The sequence below is a fragment of the Leifsonia sp. genome (genome assembly GCF_051955155.1).
Taxonomy (GTDB): domain Bacteria; phylum Actinomycetota; class Actinomycetes; order Actinomycetales; family Microbacteriaceae; genus Leifsonia.
In genome coordinates this window covers 1-13,773 of record NZ_JBQCGZ010000067.1, presented here as the reverse complement: position 1 = coordinate 13,773, position 13,773 = coordinate 1, and the positions used below count along the sequence as shown (strand labels likewise).

General features: G+C 70.8%; 15 protein-coding genes and 1 tRNA gene. 9 read left to right on the top strand and 7 right to left on the bottom strand.

What is annotated here, in order from left to right:
• The first annotated feature begins 65 nt into the window (after positions 1–65).
• On the top strand, positions 66–935 hold the full coding sequence (locus ACTHMF_RS06750; RefSeq protein ID WP_440316811.1) for an aminoglycoside phosphotransferase family protein: 870 nt from the start codon (positions 66–68) through the stop codon (positions 933–935).
• Positions 936–971: 36 nt separating this feature from the next.
• On the opposite strand, the gene ACTHMF_RS06745 is transcribed toward ACTHMF_RS06750, so the two are convergent.
• Both ACTHMF_RS06745 and ACTHMF_RS06740 read right to left on the bottom strand, forming a co-directional pair.
• Positions 972–1,445: a DUF1990 family protein gene (locus tag ACTHMF_RS06745; protein ID WP_440316826.1), complete on the bottom strand. Its 474-nt coding sequence runs from the start codon at positions 1,443–1,445 to the stop codon at positions 972–974.
• 2 nt (positions 1,446–1,447) lie between these two features.
• A complete protein-coding gene (locus ACTHMF_RS06740) occupies positions 1,448–2,353 on the bottom strand; it encodes a LysR family transcriptional regulator (protein ID WP_440316810.1) in 906 nt (301 codons plus the stop codon).
• Positions 2,354–2,441: 88 nt separating this feature from the next.
• Between ACTHMF_RS06740 and ACTHMF_RS06735 the strand changes: the two genes are divergently transcribed.
• Positions 2,442–3,404: an EamA family transporter gene (locus ACTHMF_RS06735; protein ID WP_440316809.1), complete on the top strand. Its 963-nt coding sequence runs from the start codon at positions 2,442–2,444 to the stop codon at positions 3,402–3,404.
• A complete protein-coding gene (locus tag ACTHMF_RS06730) occupies positions 3,392–4,498 on the top strand; it encodes an epoxide hydrolase family protein (protein WP_440316807.1) in 1,107 nt (368 codons plus the stop codon). The genes ACTHMF_RS06735 and ACTHMF_RS06730 overlap by 13 nt, the downstream gene beginning before the upstream one ends.
• Positions 4,499–4,520: 22 nt before the next feature.
• On the opposite strand, the gene ACTHMF_RS06725 is transcribed toward ACTHMF_RS06730, so the two are convergent.
• Positions 4,521–4,736, bottom strand: a complete 216-nt coding sequence (locus ACTHMF_RS06725) for a hypothetical protein (RefSeq protein WP_440316806.1) — start codon at positions 4,734–4,736, stop codon at positions 4,521–4,523.
• A gap of 95 nt (positions 4,737–4,831) precedes the next feature.
• On the opposite strand from ACTHMF_RS06725, the gene ACTHMF_RS06720 reads away from it, so the two are divergent.
• The 5 genes from ACTHMF_RS06720 (at position 4,832) to ACTHMF_RS06700 (ending at position 10,186) form a co-directional block, all read left to right on the top strand.
• Positions 4,832–5,446 (top strand): dihydrofolate reductase family protein, encoded by a 615-nt coding sequence (locus ACTHMF_RS06720; protein WP_440316805.1) that lies wholly within the window; start codon positions 4,832–4,834, stop codon positions 5,444–5,446.
• A 10-nt stretch (positions 5,447–5,456) separates the two neighbouring features.
• The gene (locus tag ACTHMF_RS06715) at positions 5,457–6,032 is read left to right on the top strand and encodes a dihydrofolate reductase family protein (protein WP_440316804.1); all 576 of its coding nucleotides are present in this window, start codon (positions 5,457–5,459) and stop codon (positions 6,030–6,032) included.
• A gap of 44 nt (positions 6,033–6,076) precedes the next feature.
• Entirely contained in the window at positions 6,077–8,404 is a 2,328-nt protein-coding gene (locus ACTHMF_RS06710; protein ID WP_440316803.1) for a HelD family protein, read from the top strand.
• A gap of 403 nt (positions 8,405–8,807) precedes the next feature.
• Complete coding sequence (locus tag ACTHMF_RS06705; RefSeq protein WP_440316802.1) at positions 8,808–9,575, top strand: tyrosine-protein phosphatase; 768 nt, start codon at positions 8,808–8,810, stop codon at positions 9,573–9,575.
• Positions 9,572–10,186 carry a TetR/AcrR family transcriptional regulator gene (locus ACTHMF_RS06700; protein ID WP_440316801.1) on the top strand — a complete coding sequence of 205 codons (615 nt, stop codon included), beginning with the start codon at positions 9,572–9,574 and terminating at the stop codon, positions 10,184–10,186. The genes ACTHMF_RS06705 and ACTHMF_RS06700 overlap by 4 nt, the downstream gene beginning before the upstream one ends.
• A gap of 9 nt (positions 10,187–10,195) precedes the next feature.
• On the opposite strand, the gene ACTHMF_RS06695 is transcribed toward ACTHMF_RS06700, so the two are convergent.
• The 3 genes from ACTHMF_RS06695 to ACTHMF_RS06685 form a co-directional block, all read right to left on the bottom strand.
• Entirely contained in the window at positions 10,196–11,344 is a 1,149-nt protein-coding gene (locus ACTHMF_RS06695; protein WP_440316800.1) for an AI-2E family transporter, read from the bottom strand.
• Positions 11,345–11,456: 112 nt separating this feature from the next.
• Positions 11,457–11,529: transfer RNA gene (locus tag ACTHMF_RS06690), tRNA-Glu, on the bottom strand.
• A 95-nt stretch (positions 11,530–11,624) separates the two neighbouring features.
• Positions 11,625–12,554: a diacylglycerol kinase family protein gene (locus tag ACTHMF_RS06685; RefSeq protein WP_440316799.1), complete on the bottom strand. Its 930-nt coding sequence runs from the start codon at positions 12,552–12,554 to the stop codon at positions 11,625–11,627.
• A gap of 75 nt (positions 12,555–12,629) precedes the next feature.
• Between ACTHMF_RS06685 and ACTHMF_RS06680 the strand changes: the two genes are divergently transcribed.
• A complete protein-coding gene (locus ACTHMF_RS06680; RefSeq protein WP_440316798.1) occupies positions 12,630–13,268 on the top strand; it encodes an MBL fold metallo-hydrolase in 639 nt (212 codons plus the stop codon).
• A gap of 2 nt (positions 13,269–13,270) precedes the next feature.
• Here ACTHMF_RS06680 and ACTHMF_RS06675 read toward each other — a convergent pair.
• The coding region (locus tag ACTHMF_RS06675) for a DUF998 domain-containing protein (RefSeq protein WP_440316797.1) at positions 13,271–13,773 on the bottom strand (503 nt) is incomplete at its 5' end.

The following is a 13,773-nucleotide window of genomic DNA, read 5'->3' as shown; positions in this document are numbered from 1 at the left end:
AATGTAACTCCGCGGAGGCGCCGTGGCTACGGGGAGGTTGGGCGGGGGTCGGGAAGGATGGCGCCATGACCCTCCCCGCTGCGCAGGATGCGCTCGACACCGTGCGGTGCCTGGCACGGATCGACGGTCCGCTCCGGGTGGGGACCGCGCTCACCGGCGGCAGCAGCAACGCGGTCTTCGAGGTGCTCGGCGGCGACGAGCCGCTCTGCCTGAAGCTCTACCGGCCGGGGCGCGCCGACGGATACGCGCGCGAGACGTCGATGCTCGCGTTCTTGAGCGCTGCCCTTCCCGGTCGGATCCCCCGCCTGGTCGCGGCCGCGCCGACCGTGCCCGCCGTCCTGCTCTCCCGCTTGTCCGGTGCCCCCCTGAGCCCTCCGGACGTGCCCGAGCTGGCCGGAGCGGCGGTGATCCGCGTGCTCGAGGACCTGTACGCGATCGACTCCGCGCGCAGGGAACTGCGGGAGGTGCCCTGGCCTCCCCCGCGCATGCACGAGCGGGTCGCGTCGATGATCGCGGAGGCGTTCGGCGCGGACGCCGCCGCCTCCTGGCGGCAGGCCGCCGGACGGCTCGGTGTCACCGCCCTGCTCTCCGCGGGACGGGGGCGCGCGTGCGTCGGCCGCGGCGACCCGGCGCTCGACAACATCCTGTGGGACGGCACGACGGCGCGCCTGGTCGACTTCGAGAGCGCCGGCCGGAGCGACGTCGCCCACGAGATCGCCGAGTTCCTGGAGCATCCGCGGCAACGCGCCCTGCCGCCCGGCTTCCGGCACGAGCTCGTGCGCGCGCTCGTTCCTCGCGAGGATCGCCCTGCGCTGGCGGCGTCCCGCTGGCTGCTCCGATCGTTCTGGACGGTCCGTTCGCCGGACGGCGGATCCGCCGAACCCCTGCGCGGATTGCTGGGCCTCCGGTCCCTCGACCGCCTCCCGGAGGGGTGAGCAGGCGCGGCATCACGGGCGCTTTCTCCCGACGGGTCAGCGCAGCGCGCCCAGGTAGCGCCGGCGGGCGACGCGCTGGGCGATGCGGAGCAGCGGGTGGAGGGCGCGCCAGGGCTGCTGCGGCGCCGGCCGGGTGAGGGAGCGGACGGTCAGGACGATGTCGCCGGTCGCCGGGTTGCGGTGCAGCAGGAACGCCTCCTCGCCGTCGACGGGGTGGCCGGGCAGGGTGCGGTAGGCGAAGCCGGCCCGGTCGGGACGGTCGACGACGCCGACCACCTCGACCGGCTCGACGACCGTGACGCCGAGGACCCGCGCGCGGATCCGGAGGCGACGGCCGGCCGTGACGGGCTCCGGCGCGTCCACGGCGAAGCCGCTCCTGGTCTTCACGCGCCAGCGCAGCAGGTCGGGGACCAGGCGCCGCCAGTCCGCGTCGCCGCGCCCGACGACCGCGGAGACCTCGGAGCGGCGGTACGCGGGATCCGTCGGGCCCCACACCGGCGACTCCGGCATCGTCACGAGCGCTCCCTCCCGACGCCGATCGCGCCGGCCAGCGCGTCGCGGAACGCGAGGATCGCGGGATGCCCGGCCCGCGACGCCCTCGTCAGCGTGAACAGGGTGCGCTCCGGGCGGCCGGGCAGGTCGAGCAGGCGGACGCCGCGGGTGTTCTCCTCGCCGAGCAGGTCGGGTAGCACGGTCACCGCGTGCCCGGTGCGGACGAGGTGGACGTGCGTGATCAGGTCGACGCCGTCGAAGCGGACGCGCGGCTCGAAGCCGGCCGTGCGGCAGAGGTCGCGCACCCAGTCGCCCGGCGCCGTGCCCACCGGGTCGAGCGCCCAGGAGGCCGCGGCGAGCGCCGCCAGCGTCGTCGCATCGCTCCACGGCCCTGCGGAGGGGGTCGCCAGGCGGAGCCGGTCGCCGCGGAGGTCCACCCGGTCGAAGCGGTCGCTGGGCGGGACCGGGCGCCCCGGGTACTCCTCGCCGAGCACGACGTCGAAGTCGCCGACCTGGAGGCCGGAGGTCGCGCCCGACTCCTCGCGCTGGGCGACATCCACCCGCAGCTGGGGATGGCGCGCCGCGAGCTCGCCGAGGACGGCGGGCAGCACCGAGAGCGCGACCGTCTGGAAGGTGGCCACGCGCAGCACCCCGGCGACGGTGTCCCTGGCGGCGGCGAGCTCGGACTCCGCGGTCTCCAGGGCGGCCATCGCGACACGGGCGTGGCCCAGCAGCAGGTGCGCGTCCGCGGTCAGCCGGACGCCGCGGCCGACGGGTTCGAGCAGCCGGACACCCGCCTCCCGCTCCAGCTGGGCGAGCTGCTCCGACACGGTGGACGGCGCGAACGACAGCGCCTGGGCGACGGCGGCGAGGGTGCCGCGGCGGTCCAGCTCGTCGAGCAGGGTGAGGCGCTGCAAGCTGAGCACGGGCGCCTCCTCTGGTCGGTTATACCGATGAGTATAGATCGGAAACATCCGCTGGACCGACCGGAACGGCACAACGGATGATGGAGGGGTGAACCGCTCCCCGCACCCCTCGATCGCCGCGCTGATGGTCGTCGGGTCGTGCGTCTCGCTGCAGTTCGGGGCGGCGATCGCCGCTCCGCTCTTCGGTGTCTTCGGGCCGGCGCTCACCACGACGGGGCGGCTGCTGATCGCGGGCGCGGTGCTGGTCGCGCTGTTCCGCCCGCGGTTCTGGACGTGGACAGGGCGGCAGTGGCGCGCCGTCGTCCTGTTCGGGCTGGCGATGGGCGCGATGAACGGCTGCTTCTACGCGGCGATCGACCGCATCCCGCTCGGTATCGCGGTGACCATCGAGTTCATCGGGCCGCTCGCGCTGGCGGCCGTGCTGTCCCGCCGGCTGCGCGACGTGGGCTGGGTGGTGCTCGCGGGCGCCGCGATCGTCGTGCTCGGGCTGGACGGCACCGGCGACGGCAGGCCGCTCGACCCGATCGGCGTGCTGTTCGCACTCGCGGCGGGCGCGTGCTGGGCGGGATACATCCTCACCGGGACGCGCGTCGGCGCGCTGGTCCCCGGGCACGGTGCGCTCGCGATGGCGGTGGTGGTGGGTGCGGCGATCGTCGCACCGTTCGGCGTCGGCTCCGCGGGGGCTCTGGTCGCAGCGCCCGCCGCCCTGCTCCCGTTGGCGGCCGTCGCCCTCCTCTCGTCCGTCATCCCGTACACGCTCGAGTTCGCGTCGATGCGCGGCCTCGACCCGCGCGCGTTCGGCGTGCTGCTGAGCCTGGAGCCGGTCGTGGCGACGCTGGCCGGCTGGATGCTGCTGGGCCAGACCGTGACGTGGCTGCACATCGCCGCGATGGTCGCGGTGGTGGTCGCCTCCACCGGCTCGACGCTCGGAGCCGCCCGGCGCCCCGCGGTCCCGCGCGCGGACGCGCCGGCGCCTCGATCTGAACTGGGACAACTCACATCGCAGTCCCAGGGCGCTCTCCGTCGTAGTGTGACTGCATGGCTGCCGTGATGGAGGGGCCGGAGGCCGCCCCTGAAGTGGTACCGGATGCGGCTCTGGACGACGTGCACGAACGACTCAGGCGATTCCGGCCGGTGCCAACAGTGGATGCGGAACCGTGGGAGCTCGGTGTCGACGGGGGATGGCTCATGCAGCTGACTCGGCACTGGGCGGAGGACTACGACTGGCGGAGTCGCGAGGACGAGATCCGCGGCCGTCCATGGGTCCTCCTCGAGGGCGATGTGCCGATGCGCCTGCTCCACTACAGGGTCGGGGACGACGCCCCCACCGTGCTGCTGCTGCACGGCTGGCCCGACTCGGTGCTCCGCTTCGACCGGGTCGTGCCGCTGCTGTCCGACTGCAACCTCATCATCCCTGCGCTGCCCGGCTTCCCGTTCGCCGCTGCCGTCGCTTCGGGCGGCCTGCGCGCGCGGGACATCGGCGCTGCGGTCGGGGCCGCCGTCGCCGCGCTCGGCTACCGGGATTACGTGGTCTCCGCCGGAGACGTGGGCACGGACGTGGCCGAGGGACTGCTCGAAGCCCACGGCGACGCGGTGTCGGCGCTGCATTTCACCGACATCTCGCAGTACCACTTCCTCCACGGGCTTCCCTCGGACCTCACGCAGGAGGAGCAGCGCTATGTCGAGCGCGGCCACGCCTGGCAGGCGGCCGAGGGCGGCTACATGCACGAGCAGGGGACCAAACCGGCCACGATCGCCGCGGCCCTGGGCGACTCACCCGCCGGCCTCGCGGCCTGGATCGGCGAGAAGCTGCGGTCGTGGACCGACTGCGACGGCGACCCGTTCACCGTCTTCACACCGGACGAGGCCGTCACCTGGATCGCCGCCTACTGGCACACCGCCAGCATCGGAACCTCGTTCACCCCATACGCTGTGGCGAGCCCGAAACCGACCGGACGTGTGGAGCGGCCCACCGTGTTCACGGTCTTCCCCCGTGACCTGGTGAATGCGCCGCGGTCGTTCGCCGACCGGTTCTTCGACGTCAGGGACTTCCGCACGCTGGAACGCGGCGGGCCCTTCGCCGCCTGGGAGCAGCCCAGCGACTACGTCGGCGGTGTCCGGTCCGCACTGGCGTACGCGGACTGAGTCTTCGGTCGCGGCGCCGTGCTCAGAGCACGACGGGGGTGATGATCGTGCCGTCCGGGGCCCTTGCAGGCGTGAGGAGGTTCGGCATGCCGAGCGCCAGCGCGCAGGCGTCGAGCGCCTGCCGCAGCTCGTCGTAGTAGCCCAGCGGCCACCCGATCCCGCACCGGTGACTGACGCGGCCATGCGGACACAGTACCGGCATCGGGCACAAAAAATGCGAGGGAATATCACCTCGCATTTCCAGAATATATCACGCCACGGGGCTTGCCACAAGAGCCCCCTCCCCCGGCAGACTGCACTCTCGGCCGATTCCAGCAGAAGGGGCACAGCATCATGAGCATCGTCGTCGCCAATCAGACCATCACCGCCGACGGGTACGCCGCCGGCGTCAACCAGACCGAGGAGCGCCCCTTCGGCGAGGACGGCGGAGACGGATGGGGTGACCGGCTCCACGCGTGGATGTTCGATCAGGGCGACGAGAACCGGGCCGAGGTCGAGCAGATGACCGGCGCCCGCGCACACATCATGGGGCGCAATATGTTCGGTCCGGTTCGTGGCGAGTGGGATCGGGACTGGAAGGGGTGGTGGGGTGACAATCCGCCGTTCCACGCTCCCGTCTTCGTCCTCACCCACCACTCGCGCGACCCGCAGCCGATGGAGGGCGGCACGACCTACCACTTCGTCACCGACGGCATCGAGTCGGCTCTGACGCAGGCGCGGGAGGCGGCGGGCGACGGCGAGATCTCGATCCAGGGAGGTGCGGACACGATCAATCAGTATCTCGCGGCTGGGCTGGTCGACGAGTTGCGGCTGCACATCGTGCCGTTCACCCTCGGCGCAGGCGCTCGCCTGTTCGACGGCGTGCCTCCACTGAATCTCGAGCAGGTCCACGCCCGAGCGGCTAGCACAGTCGTCCACGTCACCTACCGGGTGAAGCGGGACCGATGAGAAGAAGCAGATGATGGCCACTGTCCTCTACATGTCGATTTCACTCGACGGATACGTGTCGACGCCGGACGACTTCCTCGGCGGCGCCGACGGCAACAGACTGCACGACTGGTATGCGCCCGGCGGAGCCCCCGAGGCGCTGACCGGCGAGGCGAAAGCGCTCGCAGGAGAACTCGACCAGATCGGCGCGGTGGTCACCGGCCGGCGCACCGCCGAGCTGATGGACCACTGGGGCGGCGACGTGCACAACGGTGTGCCCATCTTCATCCCGAGCCATCGGCCTCCCGGCCCTGCAGCCCGCTGGGGCTATCCGAACGTGACGTACGTGCTCGACGGGGTCGCGAGCGCGATGGCACAGGCGGTCGCCGCAGCCGGGGATCGCGACGTCTACGTCCAGGGCGGATACACAGCCCAGAAGGCGCTCGAGGAAGGAGTGCTGGATGAGATCCAGATCCACCTGATCCCCGTGCTGCTGGGCGGCGGCCATCGCCTGTTTGACGTGCTCCCCTCCGAGATCGAGCTCGAAATCGTGAAAGTCATCGATACGCCGTACGCCACCCACATCCGCTACCGGGTGCTGCGCTGACCCTCCTGACACCTCTCTCCTGTTCCTCCACTGATCGGACCGCGATGACCCTTGCCCTACCATCCCTGTTCGCCCTCGACCCACATCCCGCCAAAGCCGCACCCGAGCTGATCGATGACGATGCACGCCACTTCGGGCGGATCGAGGCGCGCCTGGCCGCCGAGCGCGAGGAGGTCGACGGACGCCTCGCTGAGCTGCTGGCGACCCCCGGCGGCAACGGGCAGGAGGCGTACGAACGCGAGGTGGAGATCGTCCGGCTGAATCGGCGCGCACGGTTGCTGCGCCGGTTCGGGGCCGACCTCTGCATCGGACGGGTGGTGACCGACACGGGAACGATCTACATCGGTCGCGTCGGCTTGGCGGACTCGGACGGCGAGCGGCTGCTCGTGGACTGGCGCACCCCGGCGGCCGAGCCGTTCTTCGGTGCCACGCTCGCGCATCCGATGGGGCTGACATCCCGTCGCCGCTATCGCTGGGCCGACCGCCGCGTGACGGACTACTGGGATGAGGCCTTCACCGAGGCCGCCGCCTCCTCCCCCGCCGCGCTCGACGACCAGTCCGCGTTCATCGCCAGCCTCGGCGCGAGCCGGACTCCGCGCATGCGGGATGTGCTGGGCACCATCCAAGCGGACCAGGATGCGATCATCCGCGCCGACGGCCAGGGCACCCTGGTGGTCGACGGTGGACCGGGCACGGGCAAGACGGTGGTCGCGCTGCACCGCGCCGCCTACCTCCTGTACTCCGACCCGCGGCTGCAGAGCGGGCGCGGTGGCGTGCTGTTCGTCGGACCGTCCCACGCCTACACCGACTACGTCGCCGACATCCTGCCGGGCCTCGGCGAGGAGGGCGTCCGCACCTGCACGCTCACCGACCTCGTACCGGAGGGCGGAGAAGCCGTGCCCGAGCCGGACCGCCGCGTCGCGCTGCTCAAGGGCGACGGCCGGATGCCCCGGGCCGTCGAAGCCGCCATCCGGCTCTCCGAGCGCCCGCCGTCCCGCCCCACCGTGCTCGACACCCCCTGGGGCGAGCTCCGCATCGGCCAAAGAGAGTGGGCCGAGGCGCTCGCCGCGGCAGACCCGGCTACGCCACACAACGACGCCCGGGCGGAGATCCGGGAGGCTCTGCTCGACATCCTGGTCGATATCGTCTCCACCCGGAACAGCGAGAGCGCCCCAGTGCGTGACGGCCGGTGGAGCGGCGAAGGGTGGGGCGACGCGGGATGGGACGACGCAGCGTCTACCCGTGACAACGACGCACCGCGCCGCGGATTCGATAACGAGGAGGAGTTCGACGCATACGGCCTGGCCGGCGGACAGACGGACGCCGACGCGATCCGTCGCTCACTGACCGCCGACACCGACCTGCCGACGGTGTTCGACGCGGTGTGGCCGCTCCTCGACCCGGCCTCGATCGTCCGGAGGCTGTGGAGCTCTCCCGCCCTGCTGCTTCGCTGCGCACCATGGCTGACCACCGACGAGGCTGCGCTGCTCCAGCGATCGCCGTCCGACCCGTGGACGGTGTCCGACCTCCCGTTGCTCGATGCGGCCCGGCAGCGTGCAGGAGACCCCGAGCGGGATCGCCGCCATCGCGCGGAGGCTGCGCATGCGGCCGCAGACCGGGCCGTGATGGACGAGGTGATCCAGGACCTCATCGCGACCGACGACTCCGACCTCAAGACGATGTCGATGCTGCGAGGCCAGGACCTCCGCGCTGCATTGGACACGTACACCGGCCCGGCCGCGTCGTCCACCGACCTCCTCGCCGGCCCGTTCGCACACATCATCGTGGACGAGGCGCAGGAGCTGACACCAGCCGAGTGGACGATGATCACCCGGCGAGTCCCGTCGCACAGCCTGACGACCGTCGGCGACCGCGCGCAGGCCCGGCACGGCTTCCCCGAGAGCTGGACCAAGCGCCTCGCCGAGGTCGGGCTCCCGGGCGCGACGGTGGCGACACTGTCCGTCAACTACCGGACACCGGTCGCCGTCATGAAGCAGGCCGAGCCGGTGATCCGCGCAGTCCTCCCCGACGCCAACGTGCCCACGTCGATCCGCGACAACGGCATCCCGGTACGGCATGCGCCGGCGACCGACCGCGACAGCATCCTCCGCGCCTGGCTCGACGCCCAGCCGGAGGGCACCGCCTGCGTCATCGGCGATGACTCCTTCGCGACGATTCCGCGCGTCCGCTCGCTCAGCGCCGCCGAGGTGAAGGGACTCGAATTCGACCTCGTGCTCCTCGTAGAACCCGGTCCGCGTCATGGCGGCGCCGCGCCCGATCGCGCGGCTGCCATCGAGACGGCGGTCGACCGCTACGTGGCCATGACCCGGACGACCGGCGCACTGGTCATCCTCTACCCGACCGAATGCTGACTTCCCGCCCCGCTCCCCCGCTGCGATACTTCGGACGACCATCCGCCTGGCCCGAGAACTTTGTGAGGCACACAGGCCGACGTCGGGACGAGGCACGACCGGTCCCTGTGCGCGCCGCAATTCCCGTCGGATCGCGTACAACGACGTCACCAAAGCGCTCCGCCTGGCCCCCAGCGGAGCAGTCCTAATCAGGTACACCCAGAGGGTGAGCGGTTCGCGCAATGCGTGTGGCTGGGGGCCAACGCCGTCGATCGGATCGGCTACGACACTCCCCTAGAGGGTTGAGTCGCGGGCCGATGATCCCGCTACCGCACACGAGATCCGTAACAAGGACGGACAGATCGGCGAAAAGAACTCCTACGGGAATGACCCGCGACGCTCCCCTCGTCCGAAGGAGAATCACGTGACGATCATCGACGAAGCACCCGTGCTGTCGGCCCCGGCCAATCTGCGCGGCCTGGGCGGCATCGCCATCGAGGGCGGCGTGCTCCGGCACGGCATGGCCATCCGCACGGACGACCTCGCCCTGGTCACCGAGGGCGTCGCCGACGAGCTCGTCGCGGGCGGGCTCACCGTGATCGTCGATCTGCGCTCGAACGACGAGGTCGCCATCACCGGCCGCGGCCCCTTGGGAACCCGGCCCGTCGCCTACCACCACATCGCGCTCATGGCGGACGTCGGAGCCTCGATGCCGGCGGTCGACCGCGAGTGGCGGTTCACCCACGAGGCGATGGGCGAGTCCTATGTGGCGATGACCGAGACCGCGGCGCCGGCGCTGGTGACGGCGCTCAACGTGATCGCGTACGCGCCAGGTGCGACGGCGTTCCACTGCGCAGCGGGCAGGGACAGGACCGGGGTTCTCGCCGCAGTGCTCTTGCTGGCTCTCGGCGCGTCCGATGACGACATCGTGGCCGACTACGCGCGCACCGCTCCCAACATGCCCGGCATCATGCGCCGCACGCGCGGGGTCATGGGCCCGCTCCTGGCGCGCCTCGGCGTCGACGAAGAGGCCATGCAGCGCTCGTTGCCCGACGGTCCGATGGACGTGTCGATGCGGATCATGCTCGGGACGCTGCGCGATCGCCATGGCGATCCGCTCGCGCCCCTCCGGGCTGCTGGCCTGTCCGACGACACCATTGCCCGTCTGCGCGCCAAGGCGATCGCCGCATGACCGTCGCGCCCCCCAACGCCCGCGGTCGCGGGCCCGGCCGGCCCCGGGACGAGGAGCTGGACGGGCAGATCATCAGCGCGACGCTCGCGATCATCGACGGCGGAGAGGATGTCACCGTCGGACGCCTCGTCGCCCGCAGCGGCGTCAGCCGGGCGGCCCTCTATCGTCGCTGGCCGTCGCTGACGATGCTGATCGCTCAGGCTCTCGACGTCGGACGCGAAGTGCCGCCCGAGTACCCGGAGGGCGACCTGCGCGACGCGGTCCTCTCGGGCCTGGGGCTCGGGCCCGAGGGGGTGGTGAGCTCTGCCCCCGACTACTCGGAGGAACGCTTCCGCCAGCGCATCCGGCTCGTGATGGCCGACCGTGCACTGCAGAAGGCGTACTGGGCATCGCACGTCTCCCGGCGACGCGTCCCCCTCGAGAATGCTCTGCGCCGGGCGATCGCCCGCGGCGAGCTCCGCGCCGACCTCGACGTCGACGCGTGTTTCGACGCGATCGCCGGTGTCGCCTACTACCAGCTGGTGGTGCGCGGCGATCGGATCGACGACCCGGCCACCGCGGCGCGCGTGCGCGCGGCGATCGACGTCGTGTGGCGCGGTATGACGGCGTGAGAAGGCGGGTCAGGCGGTGCCGGGGCCGGAGTCGTCGACCTGGACGAGCTGGGAGTCCGGCGCGTTGGCGGCCGTCGTGCCGTGTGCGACGCGCAGCATGGCGCTGACCATCGCGTTCGCGACGGCGATCAGCGGCACGGCGAAGAGCGCGCCGGGGACGCCGGCGATGCCCGTCCCTGCCGCGACGCCGACGACGACCGCGAGCGGGTGCACCTTCACCGCGCCGCCGACCAGCAGCGGCTGCATCACGTGCGCTTCCAGCAGGTGCACGCCGAGCACGCCGGCCAGCATGATGACCGCCTGAATCGGTCCGCCGAAGACGAGAGCGATCGCAACGGCGACGATGCCGGAGACGATCGCACCGATCACGGGGATGAAGGATGCCAGCAGCACGATCACCGCGATCGGCACAGCGAGCGGCAGCCCGAGAAAGAACGCGACGAGGCCGATGCCGACCGCGTTCACGATGGCGACCAGGATCTGCACCCGCACGAAGCTGGTCAGTGTGCGCCAACCCGCCTCGCCCGCCGCGGTAAGGCCGGGCTTCGCCGACCTCGGGAAGATCCGCACGATCCAGTTCCAGATGCCTCGACCGTCGATGAGCATGAAGATGGTCGCGAACAGCGCGATCAACGATCCGGTGAGCACGTGTCCGGTCGCTGTCCCCACCTTGAGCGCCCCACCGAGGATCGTCGCCGAGTCCTTCTGCAGGAAGGCTCCGGCCTGTGAGAGGTAGCCGGCGAGCTGGTGGTCGCTGATGCTGAACGGCGGCTGCCTGAGGGCATCCCGCACCCGGTTGTACGCAGCCACCGACTCCCGTTCGAGCTGTGGAAGCCCAACGCGCACCTGCCAGACGATGAGGAGCACGAGCCCGCCGAGGATCGCCGCCAGGGCGACCAGACACACGACGATCGCGAGCCACTTCGGCCACCGGTGCTGCCGGAGCGTTCCGACCGTCGGTGCGACGAGCGCGCACACGAGGAGTGCCACCATGAGCGGCACCACGATGTCCTGGAAGACGACGACGAGGTAGACGACCACCCCGGCCAGGGCGACGATGACGAGCAACCGCCACGCCCACTCGGATGCCAGCCGAACGCCGCGGGGAAGGCTCCCGCTCACGCGACCGGACCCGCCATGCCCCTCGACCTCATGCATCCGCCACTCCCCCTCTGCTGCGCCGCGACCCGTGACCGCAGGCGGGCGATGCTACCGCACAGACACGAAACCCGGTTCCCCTCGAGTGAAGGGAACCGGGTTTCGTGATGTGTGACCCCAGCGGGATTTGAACCCGCGTTACCGCCGTGAGAGGGCGACGTCCTAGGCCGCTAAACGATGGGGCCGTTCGTGCCGGAAAGGCAACTCATCGAGTATGCCATACGGCCCGATGCGCGCTCAAATCGTCCCACTCGCGCTCGTACCGACCCGGCCCGTCCGTTCACGCATACAGCCGGAGCGCGCCCGGCGCGACCGATACCTCCACAGGCAGCGGTCCGACCCGCTCTCCGTCGGCGTAGGCGATGATGCCCTCCGCGTCGACCGAGACCGTGCGGCCGCGCGTGATGTGCACCTCGGGCAATGCTGTGTGCTCGCCGCGGAACACGCGAGGGAACACGCGCAGGAAGCGGTGTCTGGGCATCCGGTCGACCACGAACAGGTCCAACAGTCCGTCGTCGACCTCGGCATCCGGAACGATCTTCATGCCGCCTCCGATCGAGCGCCCGTTGGCCACCGAGACGAGCATCGCCTCCGTCGTCGTCGCAAGGCCGTCCACAACGATGCGGTACCTCGCCGGCCGGAACGACAGCAGCTCCCGCACCATCGCGATCGTGTAGCGATGGGCGCCTCGCGGTCTCGCCATGCGATTGGCACGCTCGTTGACGACGGCGTCGAAACCGGCGGAGAGCACACACGCGAACCAGGTCGTCAACGCTCCGTGACGCACGCGGCCGAGGTCGATGCGGCTAGGCCCAGCGGCAAGCGCCTTCTGCAGGCCGGCAATCGAGGCATGTGTGTCGTCGACAGGCAGGCCGAGCGTTCTGGCCATGTCGTTGCCCGTTCCGCTGGCCACGATCCCGAGCCCGACGTCGGTCTCCGCCACGATATTCACGCCCAGGCTCACCATGCCGTCGCCGCCGACGACGACGAGCACGTCCGCACCACCCTCCTCGATGACCCGCGACGTCTCCCGTCGGAGCAACTCGTAGTTCGGCTGGGCGAGCACGACGACCTCGTGACCGGATGCCTGCAGCGCTGCGACGACGGCCGGTCCGGCTCCGCGCCTTCGGCCGAACGACGCCTGCGGGTTGATCGCAACAGCGATGCGTTGCACTGCAGGCAGTGCAACGCTGCCCGGCTGCGCGCTCATAGCCCCCGATTATGTCGGACTCCAGCCCCGGATCCGTCCCCGCGGGCCGAGAGTACGGGGACCAGAATGGGGTGCATGAAACTCACGAAGCTCGAGCACGCGGCGCTCATCCTCGAAGACGACGGCGCCAGGCTGTTCGTGGATCCCGGATCGTTCACGACGCCGATCACCGACGCCATCGGCACGGTGGCCGTGGTCATCACGCACGAGCACGCCGACCACTGGACGCCGGAGCAGCTGAGGCGCATCCTCGATCAGAGTCCGGACGCCGTCATCCTCGCGCCGGAGGGTGTTGCGAAGGCCGCCTCGGACTTCTCCGTGCGCGTGGTGCACGCGGGCGACACGGTCGAGGTCGAGCCGTTCACACTGCGCTTCTTCGGCGGCAAGCACGCTGTCATCCACTCCTCCATCCCTGTCGTCGACAATCTGGGCGTGATCGTGAACGACAAGCTGGTGTACCCGGGCGACTCGTTCGCCGCGCCGGACCTCTCCGAGATCGACGTGCTCGCCGTGCCGTCCTCGGCGCCGTGGCTGAAGGCCTCCGAGTTCATCGACTACGTGCTGGGACTCAAGCCCAAGCACTCGTTCTCCACGCACGAGATGGTGAACTCGGTCATCGGCAAGCAGATGGCGGATGCCCGCATCCAATGGGCGACGGAGCAGGGCGGCGGCCGCTACCTCGGCCTGCAGCCAGGCGACACGTACGAGGTCTGAGCTCAGCGCTCGAGCGGGTGCGTGGCCGCAACGGCCCACGCTGTCCACACCAGCTGGCTGAGCAGGAACAGGCGCTCCACCATGCCGGATGCCTGCCAAGCCACGGCGCCACCGAGTGCGAGCAAGAACACGATGCCGAGTGAGGCGACGACCAGCAGACCGACCGCCGAGCCTTGAGAGGCGGCCTGCCGCCGGATGACCGCGAACGACATGGCGAGCGTCGCTATCGCCACCGCGACGAATCCGATGAACGCCAGCGCGAGGTGAACGGGTCCGCTCGGCACTCGCGGCAGCCCGGCGACATCCGTCGGAAAGAACGCGAGCAGTGCCGACGCCACGGCCCAGATGCCGAACAGCGCGGTGATCCAGGTTCGAGCGACTCCACGTCTGACGAGCACGATCAGCGCGAGCGCCGACAGCACGCCGCGAATGACGAAGTTCACGTCCATGAGCCACGCGAACCGGCCGCGACCGTAGTCGCTTTCGAAGTCGCTCACGATGCTGT

Coding starts and splice junctions, on each gene's coding strand:
- ACTHMF_RS06750 (WP_440316811.1), top strand. CDS start 66: ATGACCCTCCCCGCTGCGCAGGATGCGCTCGACACCGTGCGGTGCCTG.
- ACTHMF_RS06745 (WP_440316826.1), bottom strand. CDS start 1,445: ATGCCGGAGTCGCCGGTGTGGGGCCCGACGGATCCCGCGTACCGCCGC.
- ACTHMF_RS06730 (WP_440316807.1), top strand. CDS start 3,392: ATGGCTGCCGTGATGGAGGGGCCGGAGGCCGCCCCTGAAGTGGTACCG.
- ACTHMF_RS06725 (WP_440316806.1), bottom strand. CDS start 4,736: ATGCGAGGTGATATTCCCTCGCATTTTTTGTGCCCGATGCCGGTACTG.
- ACTHMF_RS06720 (WP_440316805.1), top strand. CDS start 4,832: ATGAGCATCGTCGTCGCCAATCAGACCATCACCGCCGACGGGTACGCC.
- ACTHMF_RS06715 (WP_440316804.1), top strand. CDS start 5,457: ATGATGGCCACTGTCCTCTACATGTCGATTTCACTCGACGGATACGTG.
- ACTHMF_RS06710 (WP_440316803.1), top strand. CDS start 6,077: ATGACCCTTGCCCTACCATCCCTGTTCGCCCTCGACCCACATCCCGCC.
- ACTHMF_RS06700 (WP_440316801.1), top strand. CDS start 9,572: ATGACCGTCGCGCCCCCCAACGCCCGCGGTCGCGGGCCCGGCCGGCCC.
- ACTHMF_RS06695 (WP_440316800.1), bottom strand. CDS start 11,344: ATGCATGAGGTCGAGGGGCATGGCGGGTCCGGTCGCGTGAGCGGGAGC.
- ACTHMF_RS06685 (WP_440316799.1), bottom strand. CDS start 12,554: ATGAGCGCGCAGCCGGGCAGCGTTGCACTGCCTGCAGTGCAACGCATC.
- ACTHMF_RS06680 (WP_440316798.1), top strand. CDS start 12,630: ATGAAACTCACGAAGCTCGAGCACGCGGCGCTCATCCTCGAAGACGAC.